This window comes from Streptosporangium sp. G12, from assembly GCF_052983175.1.
The window spans coordinates 76,756-99,209 of the sequence record NZ_JBRIQO010000010.1 but is presented as its reverse complement, the minus strand read 5'-3'; the positions used below and the strand labels follow the sequence as shown (position 1 = coordinate 99,209).

The 22,454-nt window shown below is 70.2% G+C and carries 20 protein-coding genes and 1 pseudogene; 6 read left to right on the top strand and 15 right to left on the bottom strand.

The window, feature by feature from the left end; translation table 11 throughout:
- Window positions 1-33: 33 nt before the first annotated feature.
- From ACVCAG_RS16950 to pdxH, 3 genes are all read right to left on the bottom strand, one after another.
- Window positions 34-738, bottom strand: coding sequence for a metal-dependent transcriptional regulator (locus ACVCAG_RS16950; RefSeq protein WP_440082777.1), 705 nt, complete (start codon window positions 736-738; stop codon window positions 34-36).
- A gap of 159 nt (window positions 739-897) precedes the next feature.
- On the bottom strand, window positions 898-2,145 hold the full coding sequence (locus ACVCAG_RS16945; RefSeq protein WP_440082776.1) for an MFS transporter: 1,248 nt from the start codon (window positions 2,143-2,145) through the stop codon (window positions 898-900).
- A 56-nt stretch (window positions 2,146-2,201) separates the two neighbouring features.
- Entirely contained in the window at window positions 2,202-2,828 is a 627-nt protein-coding gene (gene pdxH, locus ACVCAG_RS16940; RefSeq protein WP_440070910.1) for a pyridoxamine 5'-phosphate oxidase, read from the bottom strand.
- A 196-nt stretch (window positions 2,829-3,024) separates the two neighbouring features.
- Between pdxH and ACVCAG_RS16935 the strand changes: the two genes are divergently transcribed.
- Both ACVCAG_RS16935 and serC read left to right on the top strand, forming a co-directional pair.
- Window positions 3,025-4,131, top strand: coding sequence for a citrate synthase 2 (locus ACVCAG_RS16935; RefSeq protein WP_440082775.1), 1,107 nt, complete (start codon window positions 3,025-3,027; stop codon window positions 4,129-4,131).
- Between the two features lie 187 nt (window positions 4,132-4,318).
- A complete protein-coding gene (gene serC / locus ACVCAG_RS16930) occupies window positions 4,319-5,428 on the top strand; it encodes a phosphoserine transaminase (protein WP_440082774.1) in 1,110 nt (369 codons plus the stop codon).
- Between the two features lie 141 nt (window positions 5,429-5,569).
- Here serC and ACVCAG_RS16925 read toward each other — a convergent pair whose 3' ends face one another.
- The 11 genes from ACVCAG_RS16925 to ACVCAG_RS16875 form a co-directional block, all read right to left on the bottom strand.
- Entirely contained in the window at window positions 5,570-5,977 is a 408-nt protein-coding gene (locus ACVCAG_RS16925) for a BlaI/MecI/CopY family transcriptional regulator (protein ID WP_440082773.1), read from the bottom strand.
- Between the two features lie 532 nt (window positions 5,978-6,509).
- Window positions 6,510-7,157: a rhomboid family intramembrane serine protease gene (locus ACVCAG_RS16920; RefSeq protein WP_440082772.1), complete on the bottom strand. Its 648-nt coding sequence runs from the start codon at window positions 7,155-7,157 to the stop codon at window positions 6,510-6,512.
- A 154-nt stretch (window positions 7,158-7,311) separates the two neighbouring features.
- The gene (locus ACVCAG_RS16915) at window positions 7,312-8,076 is read right to left on the bottom strand and encodes a crotonase/enoyl-CoA hydratase family protein (protein WP_440082771.1); all 765 of its coding nucleotides are present in this window, start codon (window positions 8,074-8,076) and stop codon (window positions 7,312-7,314) included.
- A 10-nt stretch (window positions 8,077-8,086) separates the two neighbouring features.
- Complete coding sequence (locus tag ACVCAG_RS16910) at window positions 8,087-8,860, bottom strand: SDR family NAD(P)-dependent oxidoreductase (protein ID WP_440082770.1); 774 nt, start codon at window positions 8,858-8,860, stop codon at window positions 8,087-8,089.
- Window positions 8,861-8,944: 84 nt separating this feature from the next.
- Window positions 8,945-9,283 (bottom strand): STAS domain-containing protein, encoded by a 339-nt coding sequence (locus ACVCAG_RS16905; RefSeq protein WP_344750334.1) that lies wholly within the window; start codon window positions 9,281-9,283, stop codon window positions 8,945-8,947.
- A gap of 160 nt (window positions 9,284-9,443) precedes the next feature.
- Window positions 9,444-10,157, bottom strand: a complete 714-nt coding sequence (locus ACVCAG_RS16900) for an energy-coupling factor ABC transporter ATP-binding protein (RefSeq protein ID WP_362678311.1) — start codon at window positions 10,155-10,157, stop codon at window positions 9,444-9,446.
- A 65-nt stretch (window positions 10,158-10,222) separates the two neighbouring features.
- The gene (gene cbiQ / locus ACVCAG_RS16895) at window positions 10,223-10,987 is read right to left on the bottom strand and encodes a cobalt ECF transporter T component CbiQ (RefSeq protein ID WP_440082769.1); all 765 of its coding nucleotides are present in this window, start codon (window positions 10,985-10,987) and stop codon (window positions 10,223-10,225) included.
- Window positions 10,987-12,054: an energy-coupling factor ABC transporter permease gene (locus ACVCAG_RS16890; protein WP_447190011.1), complete on the bottom strand. Its 1,068-nt coding sequence runs from the start codon at window positions 12,052-12,054 to the stop codon at window positions 10,987-10,989. Before ACVCAG_RS16890 ends, cbiQ begins: the two co-directional genes overlap by 1 nt.
- A 69-nt stretch (window positions 12,055-12,123) precedes the next feature.
- Window positions 12,124-14,058: a glycosyltransferase family 2 protein gene (locus ACVCAG_RS16885; protein WP_447190010.1), complete on the bottom strand. Its 1,935-nt coding sequence runs from the start codon at window positions 14,056-14,058 to the stop codon at window positions 12,124-12,126.
- Between the two features lie 178 nt (window positions 14,059-14,236).
- A complete protein-coding gene (locus tag ACVCAG_RS16880; protein WP_447190009.1) occupies window positions 14,237-15,250 on the bottom strand; it encodes a hypothetical protein in 1,014 nt (337 codons plus the stop codon).
- Window positions 15,251-16,228: 978 nt separating this feature from the next.
- Window positions 16,229-16,681 carry an NUDIX hydrolase gene (locus tag ACVCAG_RS16875; protein ID WP_447190008.1) on the bottom strand — a complete coding sequence of 151 codons (453 nt, stop codon included), beginning with the start codon at window positions 16,679-16,681 and terminating at the stop codon, window positions 16,229-16,231.
- 437 nt (window positions 16,682-17,118) lie between these two features.
- Here ACVCAG_RS16875 and ACVCAG_RS16870 point away from each other — a divergent pair, with 437 nt between their 5' ends.
- From ACVCAG_RS16870 to ACVCAG_RS16855, 4 genes and pseudogenes are all read left to right on the top strand, one after another.
- Entirely contained in the window at window positions 17,119-18,306 is a 1,188-nt protein-coding gene (locus ACVCAG_RS16870; RefSeq protein ID WP_447190007.1) for a sensor histidine kinase, read from the top strand.
- A complete protein-coding gene (locus ACVCAG_RS16865) occupies window positions 18,303-18,965 on the top strand; it encodes a response regulator (protein WP_440082763.1) in 663 nt (220 codons plus the stop codon). Before ACVCAG_RS16870 ends, ACVCAG_RS16865 begins: the two co-directional genes overlap by 4 nt.
- A 157-nt stretch (window positions 18,966-19,122) precedes the next feature.
- Entirely contained in the window at window positions 19,123-21,201 is a 2,079-nt protein-coding gene (locus ACVCAG_RS16860) for a multicopper oxidase family protein (RefSeq protein WP_447190006.1), read from the top strand.
- A 153-nt stretch (window positions 21,202-21,354) separates the two neighbouring features.
- A pseudogene (locus tag ACVCAG_RS16855) lies at window positions 21,355-21,675 on the top strand (hypothetical protein); the annotation flags it as partial.
- Window positions 21,676-21,838: 163 nt separating this feature from the next.
- On the opposite strand, the gene ACVCAG_RS16850 reads toward ACVCAG_RS16855, so the two are convergent.
- Window positions 21,839-22,210 (bottom strand): ClpX C4-type zinc finger protein, encoded by a 372-nt coding sequence (locus ACVCAG_RS16850; protein WP_440082761.1) that lies wholly within the window; start codon window positions 22,208-22,210, stop codon window positions 21,839-21,841.
- Window positions 22,211-22,454 lie beyond the last annotated feature (244 nt).

Here is a 22,454-nt window from a genome sequence, read left to right as displayed (position 1 = left end):
CGAACGGGATCCAACCGAGCTAAGGGGCCTCGGTCAGCGTGTGGAGACGAAAACGTGCGCGGCAATCTCTCGCGGGAGATCCGCAAGAAAATTGTCCGCCTCGTCGTCACCTGTCACCCGCACACCGTCGTCGCTCGCCGCGAGCGTCACCTCGCGTCCGGGTTGTATCCCAACTTGCTTGAGTTTAAGCATCACAGCCGGATCGCTTTGCACTTGTTCGCTAATTCGCCGCACGACAACGGGTATATCTCTGGGTCCGGCCATCGCCGCCATCGACGGCAGCGACTCCGGCCTCCCGCCGGGAACGCCGGGAACGCCGAGTTCCTCGAGGCCGGGTATCGGATTGCCGTGCGGATCCTCGGTGGGATTGTTGAGCAGGCTGACGAGCCTGGCCTCCACGGATTCGGACATGACGTGCTCCCAGCGGCACGCCTCGATGTGCACCTCTTCCCAGGGCAGGCCGATGACCTGGGTGAGCAGGCACTCGGCGAGGCGGTGCTTGCGCATGACGCGGGTCGCGAGCGTGCGCCCCAGGTCGGTCATGGTCAGGTGGCGGTCGCCCTCGACGCGGACCAGGCCGTCACGCTCCATCCGGGCGACCGTCTGGCTGACGGTGGGTCCGCTCTGCTGGAGGCGCTCGGCGATGCGCGCGCGCAGGGGGACGATGCCCTCCTCCTCCAGCTCGAAGATCGTACGAAGGTACATCTCCGTTGTGTCGATCAGGCCGTGTGCGGTCAAGGTTCCTCCCGTCCTCTCTCGATGCTACGTCCATCGCGCGGTGTTCCCGGGAGGGCGGCGCGGGACCTCGGAAGTTTGAGAAGACGACCCTATTGGGAGAACAGCCCACGATGACAAAGGACGGCAACGCCGGAGGGCGCCAAATCCTTCCCTAGCTGCTCAAACGCTACGCGTGAGCGGGCGATATTTTCTGAAGGCCGGAACGGCCAGTCCCACCGCGACCACGGCCACCGCGCAGGCGATCCCGCCGCCCACCCAGGCCCACGTGGCGCCGAACCACGAGGCGGTGCCCCCGGCCCGCAGATCCCCCAGCCTGGGGCCTCCCGCGACGACCACCATGAAGACCCCCTGCATCCTCCCGCGCATGTCGTCGGGCGCGTGGGTCTGCAGGATCGTCTGCCGCCACACCGCGGAGATCAGGTCGGCGGCCCCGCCGAACGCCAGCAGGGCGACCATCAGCCACAGCTGCTCGGCGAGCCCGGCCGCGGCGACGGTGAGTCCCCACGCGGCGATCACGTACGTGAGCGCCAGTCCCTGGCGCCGGACCCGGCCCACCCAGCCCGACAGCAGGCCGCCGAGCACCGAGCCGATGGCGATGCTGGCCGAAAGCCAGCCGAACGCGATCGGGGAACCGCCGAACCGCTCGTCCACGATCTCCGGGAACAGCGCCCTGGGCAGCGCGAACGCCATGGCGATCAGGTCGACGACGAACGACATCAGCACGACCGGGTGCCCGGATACGTAGCGCAGGCCGTCCACCACCGACCGCAGTCCCGGGCGGGTCACCTCGCCGACCGGTTCGAGCCTCGGCAGCCGCACCGCGGCGTAGAAACCGGCGCCGAACAGCAGCGCGTCGATCAGGTAGGCGATGGCGAAGCCGCTCTGGGCGAGCACGACCCCGCCGACCAGGGGCCCGATGACGGTGCCGAGGCCGCCCACCAGGAAGTTGAGGGTGTTGGCCGCGGGGATCAGGTCGGCGGGGACCAGCCTGGGGATGATCGCGCCCCTGGTCGGCCCGGTGATGGCGAACCCGGTGGCGTGTACGGCCACGGTGGCCAGCAGCAGGCCGACGCCGGTCGAGCCCAGGGCGGCCTGGACCAGGAGCGCGAGCGTCCCCGACCATGCGATCAGCGCGCCGATCATGAGGAGCCTGCGCCGGTCCACCGCGTCGGCGATCGCGCCTCCCCACAGCCCGAAGACGACCAGGGGGATCAGATTGGCGGGGCCGAGCATGCCGACCCAGAAGGACGACTTCGTGATGTCGTAGATCTGGGCGCTGACGGCCACCGAGGTGAGCTGGAATCCGATGAACGACACGCCCTGACCTGCCCAGAGCCGCCGGTAGGCGGGTATGGCGAGCGGGCGCGTATCAGCTGCGTGCCTGCGGACGAAGTCCCCGAAACCCACCCCGTTACCTCTCTACCTGACATACATGGATATATCAGTAAAGAGCGGGCAGAGTCTCAAGGGGCCAGGCGTTCGACGATCCAGGTGGCGCCGGAGCGCCGGTAACGGAGGCGGTCATGCATGCGGTCGGTGCGGCCCTGCCAGAACTCCACCTCGGACGGCACCACGCGCAGCCCGCCCCAGAAATCGGGGATCGGCGGATCCTCGGGCCAGCGCTCCGCCAGCTCCTCGTAGCGGGCGTCCAGCTCGTCCCTGGAGTGCACGACCGCCGACTGCCGCGACGCCCACGCGCCGATCCGCGACCCGTAGGGCCGGGACCTGAAGTAGGCGGCCGACTCCTCGCGCGGCAGCCGCACCACCGCGCCCTCCACCCGCACCTGGCGGCGGATGGAGTGCCAGGGGAACAGCAGGGCGGCCCGCGGGTTCTCCGCCAGGTCCCGGCCCTTGCGCGACTCGTAGTTGGTGTAGAAGACGAACCCGTTCTCGTCGTAGCCCTTGAGCAGCACGGTCCTGGCCGTCGGCCGTCCACCCGCCGAGGCGGTCGCCAGCACGGTCGCGTTCGGCTCGGGAAGCCCGGCGTCCACGGCCTCGCCGAACCAGAGGGCGAACTGCGAGAAGGGGTCGGGGGCGAGGTCTGCCTCGATCAGGGGCAGCCCCTGGTACGTGCGTCGAAGGCCCGCCATCGAAGGCGGTCGCGATGTGGCATCCACGGGAAGGTATTCTCCCGTGCCGAACAGGAAGCCCGCGCGGCGCCCCCCACCTGGGGCGATCGCGTTCCGGCGGGTCCGGCGGCACACCGCCTCGGCCCAGGGGGTTGAATATGACCCGCCGGTATCTCGACATCAAGGCTTTGACTTCAAGAAAGGGAGGCAGCCGAGAATGTCCGACTTCAAACCCGGGCTCGAAGGCGTTGTAGCTTTCGAGACGGAGATCGCGGAACCGGACAAAGAAGGGGGCGCCCTTCGTTACCGGGGCGTCGACATTGAAGAGCTGGTCGGCCGCGTCTCTTTCGGACACGTGTGGGGCCTGCTTGTCGACAACGAGTTCCAGCCGGGTCTGTCCCCGGCCGAGCCCTTCCCCGTCCCCGTCCATTCCGGTGACATCCGCGTCGACGTGCAGAGCGCGCTGGCCATGCTGGCCCCCGCGTACGGCTTCAGGCCGCTGCTCGACATCGACGACGAGCAGGCCCGCGCCGACCTGGCCCAGGCCAGTGTGAACGCACTGAGTTTCGTCGCGCAGTCCTCGCGCGGCCTGGGGAAGCCGATGGTCCCCCAGAGCGAGGTCGACAAGGGTGAGAGCATCGTCGAGCGGTTCATGATCCGCTGGCAGGGCGATCCCGATCCCAAGCACGTCAAGGCCATCGACGCCTACTGGACGTCCGCCGCCGAGCACGGCATGAACGCCTCCACCTTCACCGCCAGGGTCATCGCCTCCACCGGAGCCGACGTCGCCGCGGCGCTGAGCGGTGCGGTCGGCGCCATGTCCGGGCCGCTCCACGGCGGTGCGCCCGCGCGCGTGCTGCACATGATCGAGGGCGTCGAGCAGGTCGGCGACGCCAAGAAGTACGTCCAGTCGGAGCTCGACAAGGGCCAGCGCCTGATGGGCTTCGGTCACCGCGTCTACCGTGCCGAGGACCCCCGGGCACGCGTGCTCCGCCGCACCGCCAAGGAGCTCGACGCACCGCGTTACGAGGTCGCCGCGGCGCTGGAGAAGGCCGCGCTGGAGGAACTGCACGCCCGCAAGCCCGACCGGGTGCTCGCCACCAACGTCGAGTACTGGGCCGCGGTCATCCTGGACTTCGCCAAGGTTCCCTCGTCCATGTTCACCTCCATGTTCACCTGCGCCCGCACCGCGGGCTGGGCCGCCCACATCCTGGAGCAGAAGCGCACGGGCAGGCTTGTCCGCCCCAGCGCCGACTACGTGGGTCCGTCCCAGCGCTCGGTCCAGGACGTCCCCGGAGGCAGCGAGGTCGTCCACCCCTTCTGATTCCCCCTCCTGTACGGCTGTCGCGCGGCGTCTCGCGCGGCAGCCGTCGCCGGTTCCGGCCCTCCACACCCCCGGACCGTCCCGCCCGGCCCCGTGATCACCCAGCCCTGCCCAAAACCCCGCCACGGCTCGTCTCAGAATCCGGACCCCGTCCTGGTCCGATCCTCGGGCTCAGTAGGCTGGTCAGGTGGCTGACATCGTGATTCCCTCTGACATCAAGCCCGCCGACGGCCGTTTCGGCTGCGGGCCCTCGAAGGTGCGCCCCGAGCAGCTGTCGGCTCTCGCGGCCTCCGGATCCAGTGTCCTGGGCACCTCTCACCGCCAGAAGCCGGTCAAGTCGCTGGTCGGGCGCGTTCGCGCGGGGCTCTCCGAGCTGTTCTCCCTCCCGGAGGGGTACGAGGTCGTCCTGGGCAACGGCGGCACCACCGCGTTCTGGGACATCGCCGCCTTCGGGCTGATCCGCGAGCGGTCCCAGCACCTGCACTTCGGTGAGTTCTCCTCCAAGTTCGCCTCCGTGGCGGCCAAGGCCCCGTGGCTGGGCGACCCGACCGTGATCAAGTCGGAGGTCGGCAGCCACCCCGAGGCCCGGCTGGAGGAGGGCGTCGACGTCTACGCGCTCACCCACAACGAGACCTCGACCGGCGTCGCGATGCCGATCAGGCGCGTGGGCGAGGAGGGCTCGCTCGTGCTGGTCGACGCCACCTCGGGGGCGGGCGGCCTGCCCGTCGAGGCGAGCGAGTTCGACGTCTACTACTTCGCGCCGCAGAAGAGCTTCGCCTCCGACGGCGGCCTCTGGATCGCCCTGATGTCCCCGGCCGCGCTGACCAGGGTCGACGAGATCGCCGCCGGCGGCCGCTACGTCCCCGAGTTCTTCAGCCTTCCGGTGGCGATCGACAACTCCTCCAAGGACCAGACGTACAACACCCCGTCGGTCGCCACGCTCTTCCTGCTCGCCGAGCAGATCGAGTGGATGAACGGCAACGGCGGCCTGGCCTGGACGACCGCCCGCACGGCCGACTCGGCCCAGCGCCTCTACACCTGGGCGGAGAAGACCTCCTACACCACCCCGTTCGCGGGTCCGGAGTTCCGCTCCAACGTGGTCGGCACGATCGACTTCTCCGACGGCGTCGACGCCTCCGCGATCGCCAAGGTCCTGCGGGCCAACGGCATCGTCGACACCGAGCCCTACCGCAAGCTCGGCCGCAACCAGCTGCGCGTCGCGATGTTCCCCTCGATCGACCCCGACGACGTCGAGGCCCTGACCACCTGCGTCGACTACGTCGTCGAGCGCCTGTAGTCCCCGGCTCCCGCCCGGGAGCCGGAATCCGTTCCGCCCGTCCGGCGGTGACGGCCACGGCCTCCGCTCCCGTCCCGGAAGCCGGACTTTCGGCTCCCCGGGCGGGAGGCCAGGTGTGCCCGGCCTCCGTGGTCGGTACGGCTAGGGCAGCGTGCTCGGGGTCCCGCCCGGCCCCGGGGCGTGCGCCTGCTCCCCCGCGCGCCGCGCCAGCTCGTGCAGCAGGCGCAGGGCGTCGTCCGGATCCACCCCCTCCGCGAACCGCGAGAGCACCGGAGCCCGGTCGGGACTCCCGGCCAGGGCCGCGAGCATCAGCCCGGCCACGTGTTCGTCCCGGGAGCGGCTGGCGGTGTAGCGGAAGGCGTTGCGCACGGGTGCCCGCTCCAGCAGGCCCTTCCTGACGAGGCGCTCGGCGACGGTCTGCACCGTGGTGTAGGCCAGGCTCCGTTCGGCGTCCTGATTCAGCATGTCCTGTACCTGGCGAACCAGCAGTGGCTGCTTACAGCCCCACAGCACGTCCATGATCGCGCGTTCCAGGGATCCCAGGTTCACCCGCGGCCACCTTTCGAGGGTCGCGCCCGGCTGTGATGGCCCTGGAACATGTACGGGCACGCGGCCAGGCAGGTTCACACATGAAATTTTGTCACATTGTCACTTAAATCAACCGATGCGGCCATAGCTGATGAATTTCAGCAGGATTTTCTGTCGCTTGGTCATGGAAGAAACCATCCAGCGGTCATGGAAGAAACCACCCGGAAAAGGCGTCCGGCCGAAACACGCCGACGCCGGGTTCGGCCGCTGGGACGCCGGGCCCTTCGCCCGTACCGTGTCGGCCCCGCCGGTGGACGGCGCTCCGGAGCGGCCTCATTCGCCCGTGGAGACGTATCCGGCCGACTTCGACTCCGGGAGATTCCAGCGGTTCCACGAAGCGCCACATAGCGCCTACAGCCCCGTACAGAGCCCTTCCAGGATGAAGCCCCCGATTTCGGATGGCGACGGGCGCGCGGGGGCGGAAAGAGTCCCGCCCGGAACTCGCGGGGGCGGGAAAGGCTCACACCGGGAAGGCGGCCGGCGGGCAAGCGCCTCAGTAGGCGGGGGCGACGGCCCGGCGCCTGCGGCGTACCACCCAGGCCGCGATGACGCCACCGACCAGCCCGAACAGGTGGCCCTGCCAGGAGATGCCCGACTCGCCGGGAAGCACGCCCCAGATGATCGAGTAGTAGGCGATCGCCACACCGACACCGATCACGATGTCGAGGGCGCGACGGTCGAACAGGCCACGGGCGACGACGAATCCGAAGTAACCGAAGACCAGACCGCTGGCACCGACCGTGATGGCCAACGGCGAGCTGGTGAACCAGACGCCCAGACCGCTGACCAAGACGATGATCAGGCTGGCGGCCAGGAACCGGCCGATCCCGCGCAGCGCGGCGAGGAAGCCGAGAATGAGCAGGGGCAGCGAGTTGGCCATCAGGTGGCCGAATCCGGCGTGCAGGAAGGGGGCGAGGAAGATGCCGCCCAGACCCTCGGGATCCCAGGCCCGGATGCCGTAACCGTCGAACTCTCCCGGCAGGACGTAGTCGGCGACCTCGATCACCCACATGGCACCGACCACGAGGACATTGATGATCGCGGCGCCCAGCGCGCCCGCGGCCAGATTTCCCGCCCTGCGCTTCAGAAGATCGCCGGAGGATCGGCCGGTGGGGGACATCCCGGTCGGGTGGTCGTTCATGCACTCTCCTGGCCTTGGAGCGGTGGCGTGGATGTCAAGTGCCCCCGCCGCACCCGTCCACACCTTTACCGTACGCACTCCTGGCCGTGAACGCGCCGGGCGCGATCCCGTGGATCGCGCCCGGCCCGCTGAATTCTCGCCGCTCCCGTAGGGGTTACTCGCCCTTCCACCGGGGAGCGCGCTTCTCGGCGAAGGCCGCCGCCCCCTCCATGGCGTCCTTGGAGCTGAACACCGGGCTGATGATCTCCCCTTGTTTCGTGAACATCTCGTCGCGGCTCCAGTCCGCCGACTCGACGATCACGCGCTTGGTCGCGGCGAGCGCCAGCGGGGCGTTGGCGGCGATCCGCTTCGCGAGCTCGACGGCCGTGGCCAGCGCCTCGCCCGCGGGCGTGACGTGGTTGACCAGGCCGAGCTCGTACAGCCGGGAGGCGGGGAAGTGGTCGCCGGTCAGGGCGATCTCCATCGCGACGTGGTACGGGATGCGCCGCGGCAGCCGCATCACGCCGCCCGCCCCCGCGACCAGCCCCCGCTTGGGCTCGGGAAGCCCGAACTTGGCGTCCTCGGAGGCGATGATGATGTCGCAGGCCAGCGCCAGCTCGCAGCCTCCGGCCAGGGCGTAGCCCTCGACGGCGGCGATGAGCGGCTTCTTCGGCGGCGCCTCGGCGACGCCGCCGAACCCCCTCCCCTCCACGACCGGGAAGTCCCCGGTCAGGAACCCCTTCAGGTCCATGCCCGAGCAGAACGTGCCGCCGGCGCCGGTGAGGACGTAGGCCGCCACGTCCTTGCGCTCCTCCAGCTCGTCCAGCGCACCGGCGACGCCCCGGGCCACCGCGCCGTTGACGGCGTTCCTGGCCTTGGGGCGGTTGATCGTGATGACGGCCACGCCGCCGTCGACTTCGACCAGAACCTCGTCAGACACCGGGTGACTCCTACTTGGGCTGGAAGCGGATGCCGCCGTCGAAACGGACCGTCTCGGCGTTCATGTAGTCGTTCTCGATCAGCGAGCGGACCAGGTGCGCGAACTCGGCGGCCTGTCCCATGCGCTTGGGGAAGACCACCGGGGCCACGAGCTTGGCCTTGAACTCCTCGGCGTTGGCCGAGAAACCGTAGATCGGGGTGTCGATGATGCCGGGGCAGATGGTGTTGACGCGCACGCCGATGGCGGCGAGGTCGCGCGCGGCCGGGACGGTCATGCCGACGATGCCGCCCTTGGAGGCCGAGTAGGCGACCTGACCGGTCTGCCCCTCCAGCGCCGCCACCGAGGCGGTGTTGATCACCACGCCGCGCTGGCCGTCCTCGTCGACCGGCTCCGTCTTCGCGATCGCGGCGGCGCCGATGCGCATGAGGTTGAAGGTGCCGATCAGGTTGACCTCGATGACCTTGCGGTACGAGGCCAGATCGTGGGGCGAGCCGTCACGGCCGACGGTCCGGCTGGCCCAGCCGATGCCCGCGCTGTTCACCACGACGCGCAGCGGCCTGCCGGTCGCCACGGCCGCGTCCACGGCCGCCTGCACCTGCTCCTCGTCCGACACGTCGGCCTTGACGAAGACGCCGCCGAGCTCGTCGGCGAGTGACTTGCCGCGCTCCTCGTTGAGGTCGGCGACGACGACGGTGGCGCCGTGCGCGGCGAGGTCGCGGGCCGTGGCCTCGCCGAGGCCGCTGGCACCGCCCGAGATGATTGCTGCTGCTCCGTTCAGGTCCATGAGCGGACTTTAACGCGCCTACCGAATGAAGTTCTACTGGGGGTGGCTAAAACTCTCCGCCACCGATGTCCATGGCCGGTACGGCTAGATCTCCCCGACGGCGCTGCTCACGTCGGGGTAGACCTTGATCCGCCGGTCGAGCCCCGTCGTGCGAAGGATCCGGGCCACCGGCGCCTGGGGGGCCGCCAGCGAGACTCCGCCGCCCTCGCTCGTGGCCAGCCGCCACGCCTCGATCAGCACGGAGAGGCCGCTGGAGTCCATGAAGGACAGGGCGGTGAGGTCGAGGACCAGCCGCGCACCGTCCAGCTTGATCGCGTCGCGGACCTCGTCTCGCAGGAAGGGAGCGGTGAACAGGTCGAGCTCACCCTCGACAGCCACCACCACGGCGTCCCCGACGGCGCGGCGAGCCAGCCGTAGCTTCATCAGTCCTCCTCGCGCCCGAAGGGCAGACCTACTTTACTTCGCCGTCACTCCGCGCGAGGTCATGCGCGACTGTTCACAGCAAGTTCACGCCGACCTCGCTCCGGTGTCCGGGATCTCGCACCCGGCACCCGGATCGAGACCGGGGCCGGAGACCCCGGAGTCAGGGAGCGGCGAAACCGTACGGCAGTTCGAGCCGGTGCGCGGCGAGGAGGCTCGCGTCGGCGAGGATCTCGCGGGTCGGCCCGTCGGCGGCGATGACGCCTCCGGAGAGGATGAGCGAGCGTTCGCACAGCTCCAGCGCGTACGGCAGGTCGTGGGTGACCATCAGGACGGTCACGTCGAGCCCCCGCAGGATCTCGGCGAGCTCGCGCCGGGAGGCCGGATCCAGGTTGGACGACGGCTCGTCGAGGACCAGGATCTCCGGTTCCATGGCCAGCACGGTCGCCACCGCGACCCGGCGGCGCTGGCCGAAGGACAGGTGGTGCGGCGGCCGGTCGATCGTCTCCAGCATGCCCACGCGCTCCAGCGCGTTCTTGACCCGCCGCTCCAGCTCCTCGCCCGCGACCCCCATGTTGGCCGGGCCGAAGGCCACGTCCTCGCGGACGGTCGGCATGAAGAGCTGGTCGTCGGGGTCCTGGAAGACGAGCCCGACCCGTCTGCGGATCTCCATGAGCGACCCCTTGCCGACCGGCAGCCCCGCCACGGCCACCGTGCCGTGCCCGGCGGTCAGGATGCCGTTGAGGTGCATCACCAGCGTGGTCTTGCCCGCGCCGTTCGGCCCGAGCAGCGCGACCCGCTCACCGCGCTCCACCCGGAGGTCCACGCCGAACAGCGCCTGCGTGCCGTCGGGGTACGCGTACGCCAGGCGGCTCACCTCAAGCGAGGGCGGCGGGGGCGGGGACGCGGTCGAGGACGGCCCAGGCGGCGAGGACGGCACGGTCACGCGAACCCCCAGCTCCCGAGTAGCACGGCGAGTGCCGCACCCGGCAACATACCGGCGACGAGCCACTGCCGCGAAACGGCGGAGAGATCCTGGATGACCGGCATCGATCCGGTGTAGCCCCGGCTGAGCATCGCCAGGTGCACCCGCTCGCCCCGCTCGTACGAGCGGATGAACAGCGCCCCCGCCGACCTGGCGATCACCGGGATGTGCCGCACGTCCCTGGCCGCGAACCCGCGCGACTCCCTCGCCACCCGCATCCGGCGCATCTCGTCCAGGATCACGTCCATGTAGCGGAGCATGAACATGGCGATCTGCACCAGCAGCGGCGGCAACCTCAGGCGCTGGGCGCCCAGCAGGATCAGCCGCGGCTCGGTGGTGGCCGCGAGCAGCACGCTCGCGACCACGCCCAGGGTCGCCTTGGCCAGGATGTTCCAGGCGGCCCACAGGCCCGCCACGCTGAGCGAGAGGCCCATGAAGGTCGCCCTCTCGCCGAACCCGATGAACGGGATGGCCAGCGCGAACACCACGAACGGGATCTCGACCGCCATCCGCCGCAGCACGAACCCCGCCGGGACGCGCGCGAGGGCCGTCACGGCGGCCAGGAGCACGGCGTACAGCCCGAAGGCCCAGAACCACTCGCGCGGGGTGGCGACCACCACCAGGGCGAACCCGGCCACCGCCACCAGCTTGCACTGGGGCGGCAACCGGTGCACGAGCGTGTCGCCCGGCCGGTGCAGCTGGTGATGGTGCCCCGCTCCCATCAGACGGAGACCTTCTCGTCACTGTCGGCCCTGCCGGTGCCGCCCTCCTCGCGGCGGCGCACGGCGTAGAACACCCCGCCGCCGACGGCCAGGGTCACCCCGACGCCGATCAGCCCGGCCACGCCCACCGGGATGCCGCCCACGTCGCCGTAGTCGGCGAGCGGCTGCTCGCCCAGCGCGTGGTCGTCCGCCTGGCCGATGAAGCCCTTGTCCTCGGCGACCCGCTCCAGGCCGTCGGGCGAGGAGGAGGCGTAGAAGCTGACGACGCCCGCCAGCAGCGCCGCCACCGCGACTCCGGCGGGCAGGAACCAGCCGGGACGGCGGGCGGCGACCGGCGCCGAAGACGCGGAAGACCCCGAGGTGGCGGGGCTCCCGGGGGTGACGGTCACGTCGCCGTCCGCACCGCGCAGGACCAGCGGCGCGACGAGCTCGCGCGCGCCGTACACCAGGTCGGGCCGGATCGCCAGCACGGTACTGACGGTGACCGCGGTGATCAGGCCCTCCCCCACGCCGATGAGCAGGTGCACGCCGCCCATGGCGGCGGCGACCGTGCCGATCTTGATCGGCGCGGTGCCGCCGGCCCAGAACAGCAGGGTGAACGCCAGCGCCGAGGCCGGCACCGAGACCAGCGCCGCGACGAACGCGGTCGCCGCCACGGCACCCCTGTTCCGCACGCTCCGGGTGATCAGGCGGAAGACGCCCCACCCGACCAGCACGGCGACGAGACCCATCAGCGTGATGTTGACGCCCAGCGCGGTCAGCCCGCCGTCGGCGAAGAAGAACGCCTGCACCAGGAGGACCACGGCCACGCACAACACCGCCGTGTACGGGCCGACGAGTATCGCGGCGAGCGCGCCGCCGAGGAGGTGACCGCTGGTGCCCGCGGCGACCGGGAAGTTGAGCATCTGGACCGCGAAGACGAAGGCGGCGACCAGTCCGGCCATCGGAGCGGTGCGGTCGTCGAGCTCACGGCGGGCGCCGCGCAGGCAGACGGCGACGCCCGCGGCGGCCACCACTCCCGCCGACACCGAGACGGCGGCGTTGAAAAAGCCATCGGGTACGTGCACAACAAGCCTCCGAGGTGCGGATTTGCACCTAACTTTAGGCCATTGGCTTGTAGTTGCAAGAATGTGGCATTAACGAACGATACGTCTGATGAAAGTTCTGGGGCCGAGAGTGCGGACCACCGTGCTGAGCCGGCCCTTCCCCGCCGTGGCGTAGGGCCTGACACTCCACCGGATCGCGCCGCGCCACCACGTGCGCGGCTGCTCGATCACCTCCGGCACCGCCTCGATCCTGAAGCGCGCGGGCGGCCCGCCCAGGTCGAGCTCCAGGTAGGCGTCCCAGGTGCCTGGCCCCAGCCGCCCCATCGCCGGGGAGGCCGTGAACGTGCCGCCCGCGCCGACCGTGACCGGCTCGCGCCGCTCCCGGCTCGACTCGCGCTCCCGCCAGACCAGGGAGCGCACCGCGTCGGCCGCCGGGGCCGCCGCGCCCACGCTGACCTCGCCGTCGAGCACCAGCCGATGCCCGGCCGCCCAGCGGGCGCGCACCAGCCTGGCGCCGCCCGGCACCGCGACCACGTGCCCGCCGATGTCGAGGCTGAGGTTGCCGTACGGGTGGGTGAAGTACGGAAGGGCGACGACGTCGCCGACCACGCGCGGCGCGGGCGGCGCGATCAGCCCCTCCCCGTCGGCACCCAGGCGCGCGAGCCGGGGAACGCCCTCGAACGCGACGCTCACGTGGACGTCCCAGATGCCGGAGGACAGGGTGGTGACGTCGACGATCCCGGTGAACCCCGCGCAGTCGCCGGCCACCGGGACCACGACCTCGTCGGACGGGCCGGGGTCCACGTGCCGGCGCCGCAGCACCAGGGCGAGGTCCCCGCCGGTGATCTCCGGGCGGTCGTGGCGCTCCAGCGTGCTCAGCGCCACCTTGCCCGAGATGGCCAGCCGCCCCTCCCGTTCACGCTCCCAGCGAAGCGCGGTGAGCTCCCTGCGGACCGAGGCCGACTCGATGTGCGCCAGCCGCACCAGGCGGTCGATGTCCTGCAGCGCGGCGATCCGGCTCCGGTCGATCGCGGGGAGCCGCTCGCGGACCCCGTCGGTCAGCCACCGCTCGCACATGTCGGCCACCTCGGCGGCGATCTCCTTGCGCTCGACCTCCCCGGCCTCCAGAAAGGGCCTGCCGAGGTTGCCGAAGGCGTCCATCCGGAAGTGACGCCGCAGGAGGTGGTCACGAAGATCCCCGGGGCGTACGTGGGCGAGCATCAGCTCGATCGGCCGCCTGATCATCCGCAGCCAGGAGACCGGGTCGCGGCTCCCCTGCCGCTGCATGATGCTGGTGCCGTCCGGCCGGGCGACCAGGTGGTAGCAGTCGTAGTCGGCGACCACCGAGATCACGTTCGCGTGACAGTAGGCGTGGGTGGTGAAGACGACGTCCTCCCCCACCAGGAGCGTCTCGTCGAAACGGATGGCGTGCCGCTCCAGCATCTCCCTGCGGAACAGCTTGAAGCAGCTCAGACTGTTGTAGACCGCGCTGTCGCCGAGGGGCACCCGCTCGGCGTTCTCCTTGAACATCGAGATCGGCACCTTGCGGTCATGCCCGACGATCTTGCCGAGCACGATGTCCGAGCCGTTGCGGTCGGCCATCGCGAGCATCCGCTCCAGCGCCTGGGGGCCGAGATAGTCGTCCGCGTCGCAGAAGAAGACGTATCTGCCGCGCGCGTGGGAGAGCCCGACGTTGCGCGGGCGCCCCGCGCCGCCGGACGCCTCCTGCCTGACGACGCGGATCACCCCGCGGTGGCAGGAGGCGTACAGGTCGAGCAGCGCGGCACCACCGTCGGTGGAACCGTCGTCGACGACCACCACCTCCAGGGCGACACGCTGGATCAGCAGCGAGGTCAGGCACCTGTCGAGATAGGGCCCGCAGTTGTGGAGGGGGACGATCACGGTGACGTCGACGTCGGACCGGATCGCCTCCTCGCTCGTGATCTCGTGGCCGCCCCGCTCCACGCTCGTGCTGTCGCAGCCGCCCCGCTCCGTGCGGACTCGCTGGAGGATCGTTACTGTCACCGCCGCGCCCCTCGTCGGTCACTTTCCGCTTATCTAGCGTCTCAGTATGTGACGAAGGGTCGTCCGTACGGGGCGAATCCACAGGGTTGCCTCCCCGATCTGCCGGCACGGGAGACCGCACAGGGAGCGAAACGACCATTTCGTACGCCTTGCGGCGTACCGCGGATCTCGCTGGACCTCACTGGACCTCGTCACCGACCCGGGCGGGGGCCCCACGGCCGACGCCCCGACCGTCGACGCCGAGGTCGTCGCGAGCGGGGTCGTCACGACCGCGCGGCCCCCGAGCCGCCCCGAGGCGCGCCCGGTGCCGGCGGCGCGACAGCCAGGCGAGGGCGTACAGGGCCGCCGCGACCGCGATCAGCGCCCCGAGGAAATGGAGCGGGAAGATGACCAGCGTGACGCTCCGCCGGGAGGTCCCGCCGCTGCCGGAAACCGACACCGTCGCGCGGCAGACGCACATGAACGGCGGATTCGCCCACCTGGCGGTGACGCTTCTGCCGACCCCGCGGGGCAGCGTGAAGTCGGGGAACGGCACGTCGTAGCCGTTCACCCCCACCTCCAGGCTCCGCGGGGCGAGGAAGTCGCGGTGAACGGTCCCGACGTTGTCGACGGTGGCGGTGAAGTCGATGGGGCCGCCCGTCGTGAAGCCACCGGAGGTGGTGAGGTCGCCGACGTTCACGGAGGTGCCGATCGGCCCCGGAACCGTGAGGTAGATCGGCGTCCCGATCACCCGGTCGAGCTTGATGTCGCCCCCGCCGGCTCCGGCGGGGACGGCGAAGAGCAGGGCCACCTGGTACCCGCCGTGCTCGGGCCCGGGCGGGGGGTCGATCCGCACGGTGACGCGCCGCTCCGCGCCGGGAGCGAGACGGAAGCCCGCCGGCGTGCCCCTGAGCCAGCCGGCGGCGGAGTGGGGGGCGTCGTGCTCGAAGAGCATCTCACCGGCCTCGCCCACCGTGAAACCCGCCTTGTCGACGACCATGTCGACCGGCGACCGACCCCTGTTGACCACCTGGAACGACCGGGGTGCGTCGATCTCCTCCGGACCGACGACCAGGCGTGCCGGACTCACCGTCAGGGAGAAGTCCGGATGCGGGGCCGGGCCGGACGCGCCGGAGGCTCCGCATCCCGTCACCGACGCCATGCCGCCCACCACGAGAAACGCGACGATCCCGCGCCGAAGCCTTCCGGCCACCGCACATCCCCCTACCGTCGTGGAACGCCGCCGGGGCCCGCCCGGGCGGCCACGCCCCGGCCGGACACTCCACCGGACGCCCGGCCCGCCACCGCACTCGTCGCCACCGCACCCACGAGCACCGGCAGGACTCCGGGCACCCCTCGCCCAAAGATCCCTCAAGATCTTTTTCTCGACCCGTCTGCCGTCGACCCGTCCGAAGGGGAAGCGGACCAGGGCCACGGGGACAAGGTGGATCCCCCAACCGGAGGAACGACCTTGGCCCCGTGGTCCGGGTCTGCTCGGCTTGTCCCGGGTCGATGGCGGGCGGGTGATCAGGCTTCCACCTCAGCCACATGCGGCCCTGCGTACGCGCTTCGGCGATCATCCCGGAGTCGGAGTGCCCCCGCCGGAGGCTTCAGACAGTTAAAGTGATCCCAACGCTTACTTCTCTGCTGACGTGATGGTGACCTTGCCATCACGTACTACGTCAACGACGTGGGTCCCCGACCGTAAGGGGTACGTGCATCCCGGTGCGCTGGGCCTGCAGCGTGGCCCGAGTTTTTTGATCTCAGGGATGGACGCCTTCGGCCGAAGGACTGGAAGAAGGCGCAATGGTGCCCGAATTACTTGGGCATGTCCTTGCTGGTCCTCCTGCAGTGCTGGTGGGGATTATCGCTTGGTCTTTGAGAGTCGTACCTGGTCAGATAGTTCGTCTGATTCTTGGTTCAAAAGCACTCAAGAAGGCCAGGACAGCCGATGTCCCTGCGGTCATGGAGGCGTTGGCTCGGTGGGACAGAGAGTCGCTGACGGCTCCTCCTACCGACGAAGCGGCATCCTCTGACCAACCTCAGCAATAGGCAGGAACGTTTTCGCGCGCGGTACGGCTTACAGCACGACCGCGCGCCCACGCCGAACGCCCGGCCGGCGGGCGGGCAGCTGAGGGCCGGGTACGGCGGCGCGCCGCCGCTTGATAGCCCATACGAACAATTCGGCAAGTCACCCGTGAAGCTTTGACGACCCGAGCAGACGAGTGCCGTCGTGGTGGCGGACGGCCGGCGCCTGGTCGTGGTGCACGGCGTCGAGGACGCGGATGGCGAATGCTTCGGATGCGAGTTCCCGGACCTCGTCCGCGGTGGCCCAGCGGAACGCGCGGGCTTCGTCGGTCTCGGTGAGCCGGCCACTGATGACCTTGCAGCGGAAGACCAGGGCGACGATGCCACGCGTCATGTTCTTGTAGACGCCGGTCAGGGTGACGGGTTCGACCGTCAGACCGGTCTCTTCGCGGATCTCCCGAAGCAGACCCGTGGTGATGTCCTCGTCTCGCTCCAGGACGCCGCCGGGTGCTTCCCAGTGGTCGTTGTCTCTGCGCTGGGTGAGAAGTGCGCGGCCTTGGTCGTCGATGATCACGCCTGCCACGCTGACGGAGTGCTGCGGGTGGTGGTGATCCATCGGATGTCCTCCGGGGCTGCTGATCGCTATTCTCAAGAGGTCGCATGGCATGACGGAGCAACCATGCATCCCACGCGGCGGCAAGGGGTGGATGTACGTCAGCCGGCGGCGTGGCCTGATCGGCGGTCTGCCGGGGACGGCTGATCCTTGGCGATCTTCAAAAACTCATCCACTGCCCGTCGCGAGGGCGGGGGCTCATCGTGCTGACCCTGTCTGACGAGTGCCCCGGAATCAGCCCGCATGCGCTTCTGGCTCAACATGATCATGTGAATTCGGAGTGGCGGAAGCCGAACGGGGCTTTGGGGCGGGCGCAACCGGAGTCGTGGACGTGTGTGGGTGTCGGACCACGATCTACGAACTCCGCGTTGGTGCGGAGCAGGCAACCGCTATCCCGCCGACCCGCCCGTCACGTTTCAAGGCGCGTTTAGGGTGTGGCCATGAGCCGATGGATGCGCGCCGCCACCGACACCGGCCTGGCGATGCTCGTCGGGATCCTGGTGGGCATCGCGATGAGCGTGGCGACCGAGCCCGTGCTCGGATCACGGCCTCCCGACGCGATCGCCTACGGTCTCGCCGCGGTCATCGGAGGGGTTCTCCTGTTCCGCAGACGGTCGCCGCTGGGAGTGCTCCTCCTCACGGCCGCGTGCCTCCTGCTGTACTACGGGCTGGAATATCCAGGAATCACCCCGGCCGTTCCCCTGGCTCTCGCGCTCTACACCGCGGCGTCGGGAGGACTGCTGGTGTGGTCGCTCGGTGTCGCCGCGCTCTTCGTCATGCTGGGGCTGACGATCCGCCCCCTGCATCTCGGCGAACCGATCCTGCCTGTGCTCACGGACATGACGGCCCAGGCAGGGCTGCTCCTCGCCGTCGTCCTGCTGGGTGAGACCATGCGCAGCCGGAGGGTACGGCTCGCGGAGGCCGGGGAGCGGCTGGCCCTGGTGGAGGCCGGGCGGGAGCGCGAGGCGGCCCGGCGGGCGGCGGAGGAGCGGCTGCGGATCGCCGGGGATATACACGACGTGCTGAGCCACACGATCACCGGGATGACCATCCAGGCGGCGCTGGCCGACGAGATGCTCGACGATCGGCCGGCCGACGCGCGGACGGCTCTGCGAGCCATCCGCACGGCCGCCAGAGAGGCCACGATCGAGCTCAGGTCGGCCCTGGGACTCCTCAGGGCGGACGACGGCGAGACCCCGCCGCGCGTACCGGCTCCGGGCCTGGGCCAGGTCGGCGAGCTGACCGAACGGGCGCGGAGCGCCGGTCTGGAGGCGACGGTCATCGTGAAAGGTGAGGCACGGCGGCTGCCTCCCGCGGTGGACCTCGCCGCGTTCCGCGTCGTGCAGGAATCGGTGACGAACACGATCCGGCACGCGAACGCCGGCACGGTGCAGATCACCCTGGCCTACGAGCCGGACGCGCTCGAGGTCGAGGTCGTCGACGACGGACGTCCCCGCGAGGGGCGCGACCGGAGAGACGAACGCCCGGAAGCCCGGGGGACCTCGGGATACGGGCTCAGCGGGATGGGAGAGCGCGCCTCGTCCCTCGGCGGAACGCTCACGGCGGCGCCCCTTCCCGGTGGCGGATTCTCCGTCCTCGTCAGGTTGCCGATCGGAGAACCCGCGTGATCCGGGTACTGATCGCCGACGACCAGACGATGGTCCGGGTGGGCCTGCGCGGCCTCCTGGAGAACGGCGACGACATCAGGGTCGTCGCGGAGGCCACGACGGGGGAGGACGTGGTCCGGCTCGTACGCGAGCTGCGCCCCGACGTGGTGCTCATGGACATCAGGATGCCGATCATGGACGGGCTGGAGGCCACCAGGCGGATCGCCGGGGACGACACGCTGTCCGCGGTTCGCGTGATCGTGCTCACGACTTTCGATCTCGACGAGTACGTCATGGACGGCCTTCGCGCGGGCGCGAGCGGCTTTCTCACCAAGGATGTCGAACCCGCCGACCTCCGGCAGGCGGTGCGCGTGGTCGCCCAGGGAGAGGCGCTACTGTCCCCAGCCGCGACCCGCCGGTTGATCGCCCGGTTCCTCGCCCAAGAGCCGGCCCCTCGGGACACGGGCGCGCTCGGCAGGCTCACGGGCAGGGAGCGCGAGGTCATGGCGCTCGTGGCGGCCGGGCTGAGCAACGAGCAGATCGGTGAGCGCCTGTCCATGAGCCCGGCGACCGCACGCACCCACGCTCACCGGACGATGGTGAAACTCGGCGCGCGCGACCGGGCCCAACTCGTAGTGATCGCCTACGAAACCGGCCTGGTCCGCCCCGGACACGCCTGACAATCCAAATACGCCCGACAACCACGGCGCGCCACACAGCCAGGACACACCCGGCACCGTACGGCTCCCACCCGGCCGTCCATACGGTGATCCGCGTAGCCGGTGTCGGCATCGGGCGGATGCGGGCGCCCCCGCCGGGAACCTAGCGTCGGCGCCCATGTACGAGTTCGCGGTGAATGTCGACAGCATTTTGGTGATCCTGCTCCTCATCGTCTGGGGCGCCGCGGGCCTCCTCTCGGGAGGTCTCTCAACGCGCCGCCGGACCCGGCTCCTACTCGCGCTGATCGGCGCGGGGACGGTTGTCGTGGTGGCCCGGGGGATCGGCACCGGCCTGCTGTGGTCGAACGGCTGGGTCTTCGTCGCCGACCGGGTACTGGTGGCACTCCCCCTGCTCGCCGTCCCGATGGTGGCGATGTTCGCGCTGGCCGTCCCAGCACTGCGGCGGATCGCCGGTCGACGTCAAACGACGAACGGAACGGCGGAGACGGCGGAGGCAGCAAGGACGGAGAGGACACCGGGGACGGCGGGAGCACCGCCGGCGCCCTTCCCGGTTTCCGTCCGGGTCTCCGTGCGGACGACCGCGGCGGCAGCCCTGCTCGGCGCCTTCATGGAGTACCTCTCCCGTCCGCTCCCGCCGTACGGCGCGGACATGGCGATCTACGCGGGCGTCCTCCTCGTGGCAGCGGCGGCGTCCCGGGGGCGAAACCCCCGTCCCCGCCGGGCCGGGACCAGGCGGGCCGTGGCCGTCACCGCCCTGGTGGCGACGGCCATCACCGGCGCGGGCGCCTACGAGATGCGGACAAGCCTCCTGCCCGACCGGATGTCCATGATGGGCCACGGCGACGTGGACCACGGAGGAGGTCCCGGCGGTTCCCACCACGGGAGCCGGGCATCGGGCACCCCGGCCGTCAAGGCCGTCAACGCCACCGACCTCACCGGCCCGCGCACGGGCACCCCCGACCGAGCGTTCACCCTGACGGCCCGGGAGACGAGCATCCGGCTCGGCTCCGGCGCCGTGCTCGACGCCTGGACCTACGATGGCCGGGCACCCGGGCCCGCGCTGACCGTACGCGAGGGCGACCTCGTCCAGGTGACGCTCGTCAACAGGCTTCCCCGCGAGGGGGTCACCATCCACTGGCACGGCCTGGACGTGCCCAACGCCGAGGACGGCGTCGCGGGCGTGACCCAGGACGCCGTGCAGCCGGGTGAGAGCCACGTCTACCGGTTCCGCGCCGACCAGGTGGGCACATTCTGGTATCACACCCACCAGCGTCCCCTCGTCGGCGTGCGGCGCGGGCTGTTCGGCTCGCTCGTGGTACTTCCCCCAGAAGGCACCACGGGCGAGGACATCACCGTGATGGCCCACAACTGGGAGCGTCCCGACGGGCTGGTCGCGGCGTTCGGCACGTCGGACACGCTCGACCGCCGGCCGGTGAGACCCGGCACCCCGGTACGGCTACGCGTGATCAACACCGACAGGAACGCCTGGTCGGACGTCGAGTCCAGGAATCTCGTACTGCTGGGCACGCGCTTCCGGGTGGCCGCCATCGACGGAGTCGACCTCGACGGCCCCTCCGAACTCGACGGGGTGCGGCTCTCCGTGGCCGAGGGCGGCCGGTACGACCTGACCTTCGTCATGCCGGACCGGCCGGTTCTCCTGGCCGACCTCGCCAACCCTCGGGCCGGACTGCTCCTGAGCCCCGGCTCGGACGGCCCGGTGACCGCGCCCTCGATTCCGTCTGACGCGCCGCTCTTCGACCCCGCGACGTACGGCACGCCGGCTCTGGTCCCCTTCACCCGCTTCGACCGCGATTTCACGGTCATCATCGACGACAGGATCGGCTTCCACGACGGCACCCTCCATTTCCTGCCCACCGTCAACGGGCGCAGCTTTCCTCATACCCCCGTCCACATGGTCCGGCAGGGTGAAGTCGTCCGTATGACGTTCGTGAACCGCAGTCACCAGGTCCACCCGATGCACCTGCACGGGCACCACGCCCTCGTGCTTTCCCGGAACGGCCGCCCGAGCACCGGGAGCCCCTGGTGGATCGACACCCTGGCCGTCCAGCCTGGCGAAACCTACGAGATCGGATTCCGCGCGGACAATCCCGGCGTCTGGATGGACCACTGTCACGACCTCGGCCACGCGGCCGACGGCATGGTGACGCACCTGGCCTATGAGGGGGTCTCCACTCCCTACGAGATCGGACACGGAACCCCCAACCAGCCGGAGTGATCGGGTCGCGGACCCAACTCGCGGGAATCGAATCCCGCTGTCCCCGCGGCCGGTTCACGGAGTGAGGACGATCCGGCCGCGAAGGCCCCCTTCTCGAGCAGGGCGTGTGCGGTCCGGGCGTCGTCGAGCGGCAGTGTCCGCGCGGCTGCCGGGCTCCCCGATCTCCATTTCCACGATCTCCGCCACGTCGGCAACACCCTGGCCGCCTCCAGCGGGGCGAGTCCCAAAGAGCTGATGTCCCGCATGGGGCACTCCTCCATCCGGGCGGCGCTGATCTACCGGCACGCCGGTCAGGACCGTGACGAGGCCATCGCGGAGGCCCTGGGCAAGGCACTCAAGGGGGCATGCAAGACGGCCACGAAGAAGGCCAGTGGCACGCGGGTGGCGCGGAAGGGCGAGAAGCCCACTCAAAGATCCCGGAACGAAGAAGGCATCCGTCACCCCGACCGGGGAACGCGCCCGCACCGTCATTAGGAACGAAGTACCGGACCGTCGATCGCCCCCGGCCACCTTCGGAGATCAGCTGCCATCAGGCGATCGTGAGAGGTCAGCCCGGAACAGTCCACCCCCGCCGCGCATACCGGGGATCATGCCGCACGAAAGATCCCCAGACGCAGGCGAGCTGCCCCAGATCGCGTCACTCCTCGCCGGAGAACCGCTCCCACGCGGACTGGCGGGTGATCCCGAGAGCTTCCCCGAGCCTGGCCCAGGTGACGCCGCGCCGACGCAGTTCCTGTGCCCACGAGCGCAGGTCAGCCTCGGCCTGGTCGATATGCGCGGCGACGCGCGGAATATGGCTCAGCATCTCCTCGTCAGTCAGCGACTCCCACACGGGCACGCGCGGCCCTGCGGGACTTTCGGGGCTCCCGTCGATGATCGACGCGGACAGAGCCACGCACTCGTTGCAGATATACACTCCAGCACCGGCGACCAGCTTGTCGACCTCGGTGGACGGCTTGCCGCAGAAGGAACACCGAGCGAGTTCGGTCAGGGTGTCAGGCAGCGTCACAGCGCACTCCTAAGGTGTCAGGGCATCCCTGACACTGTATATTGTCAGGGGGTCCCTGACAACCCGTATGCGTATTGCACCGCTCTGAAGCGCCGCTGCCATAAGGCGAGCAGGGCTAGTTCGGCCGACGACGGCACGGCGGAGAGTAGATCTCTGTCAGGTGGCGGTGCGGCCCCGGTGCGGCGGGTTGGATGGGTGCGGCGCGCGAGCAGTGCGGCGGGCGGCCCGATTCCCGCCGCCGTTC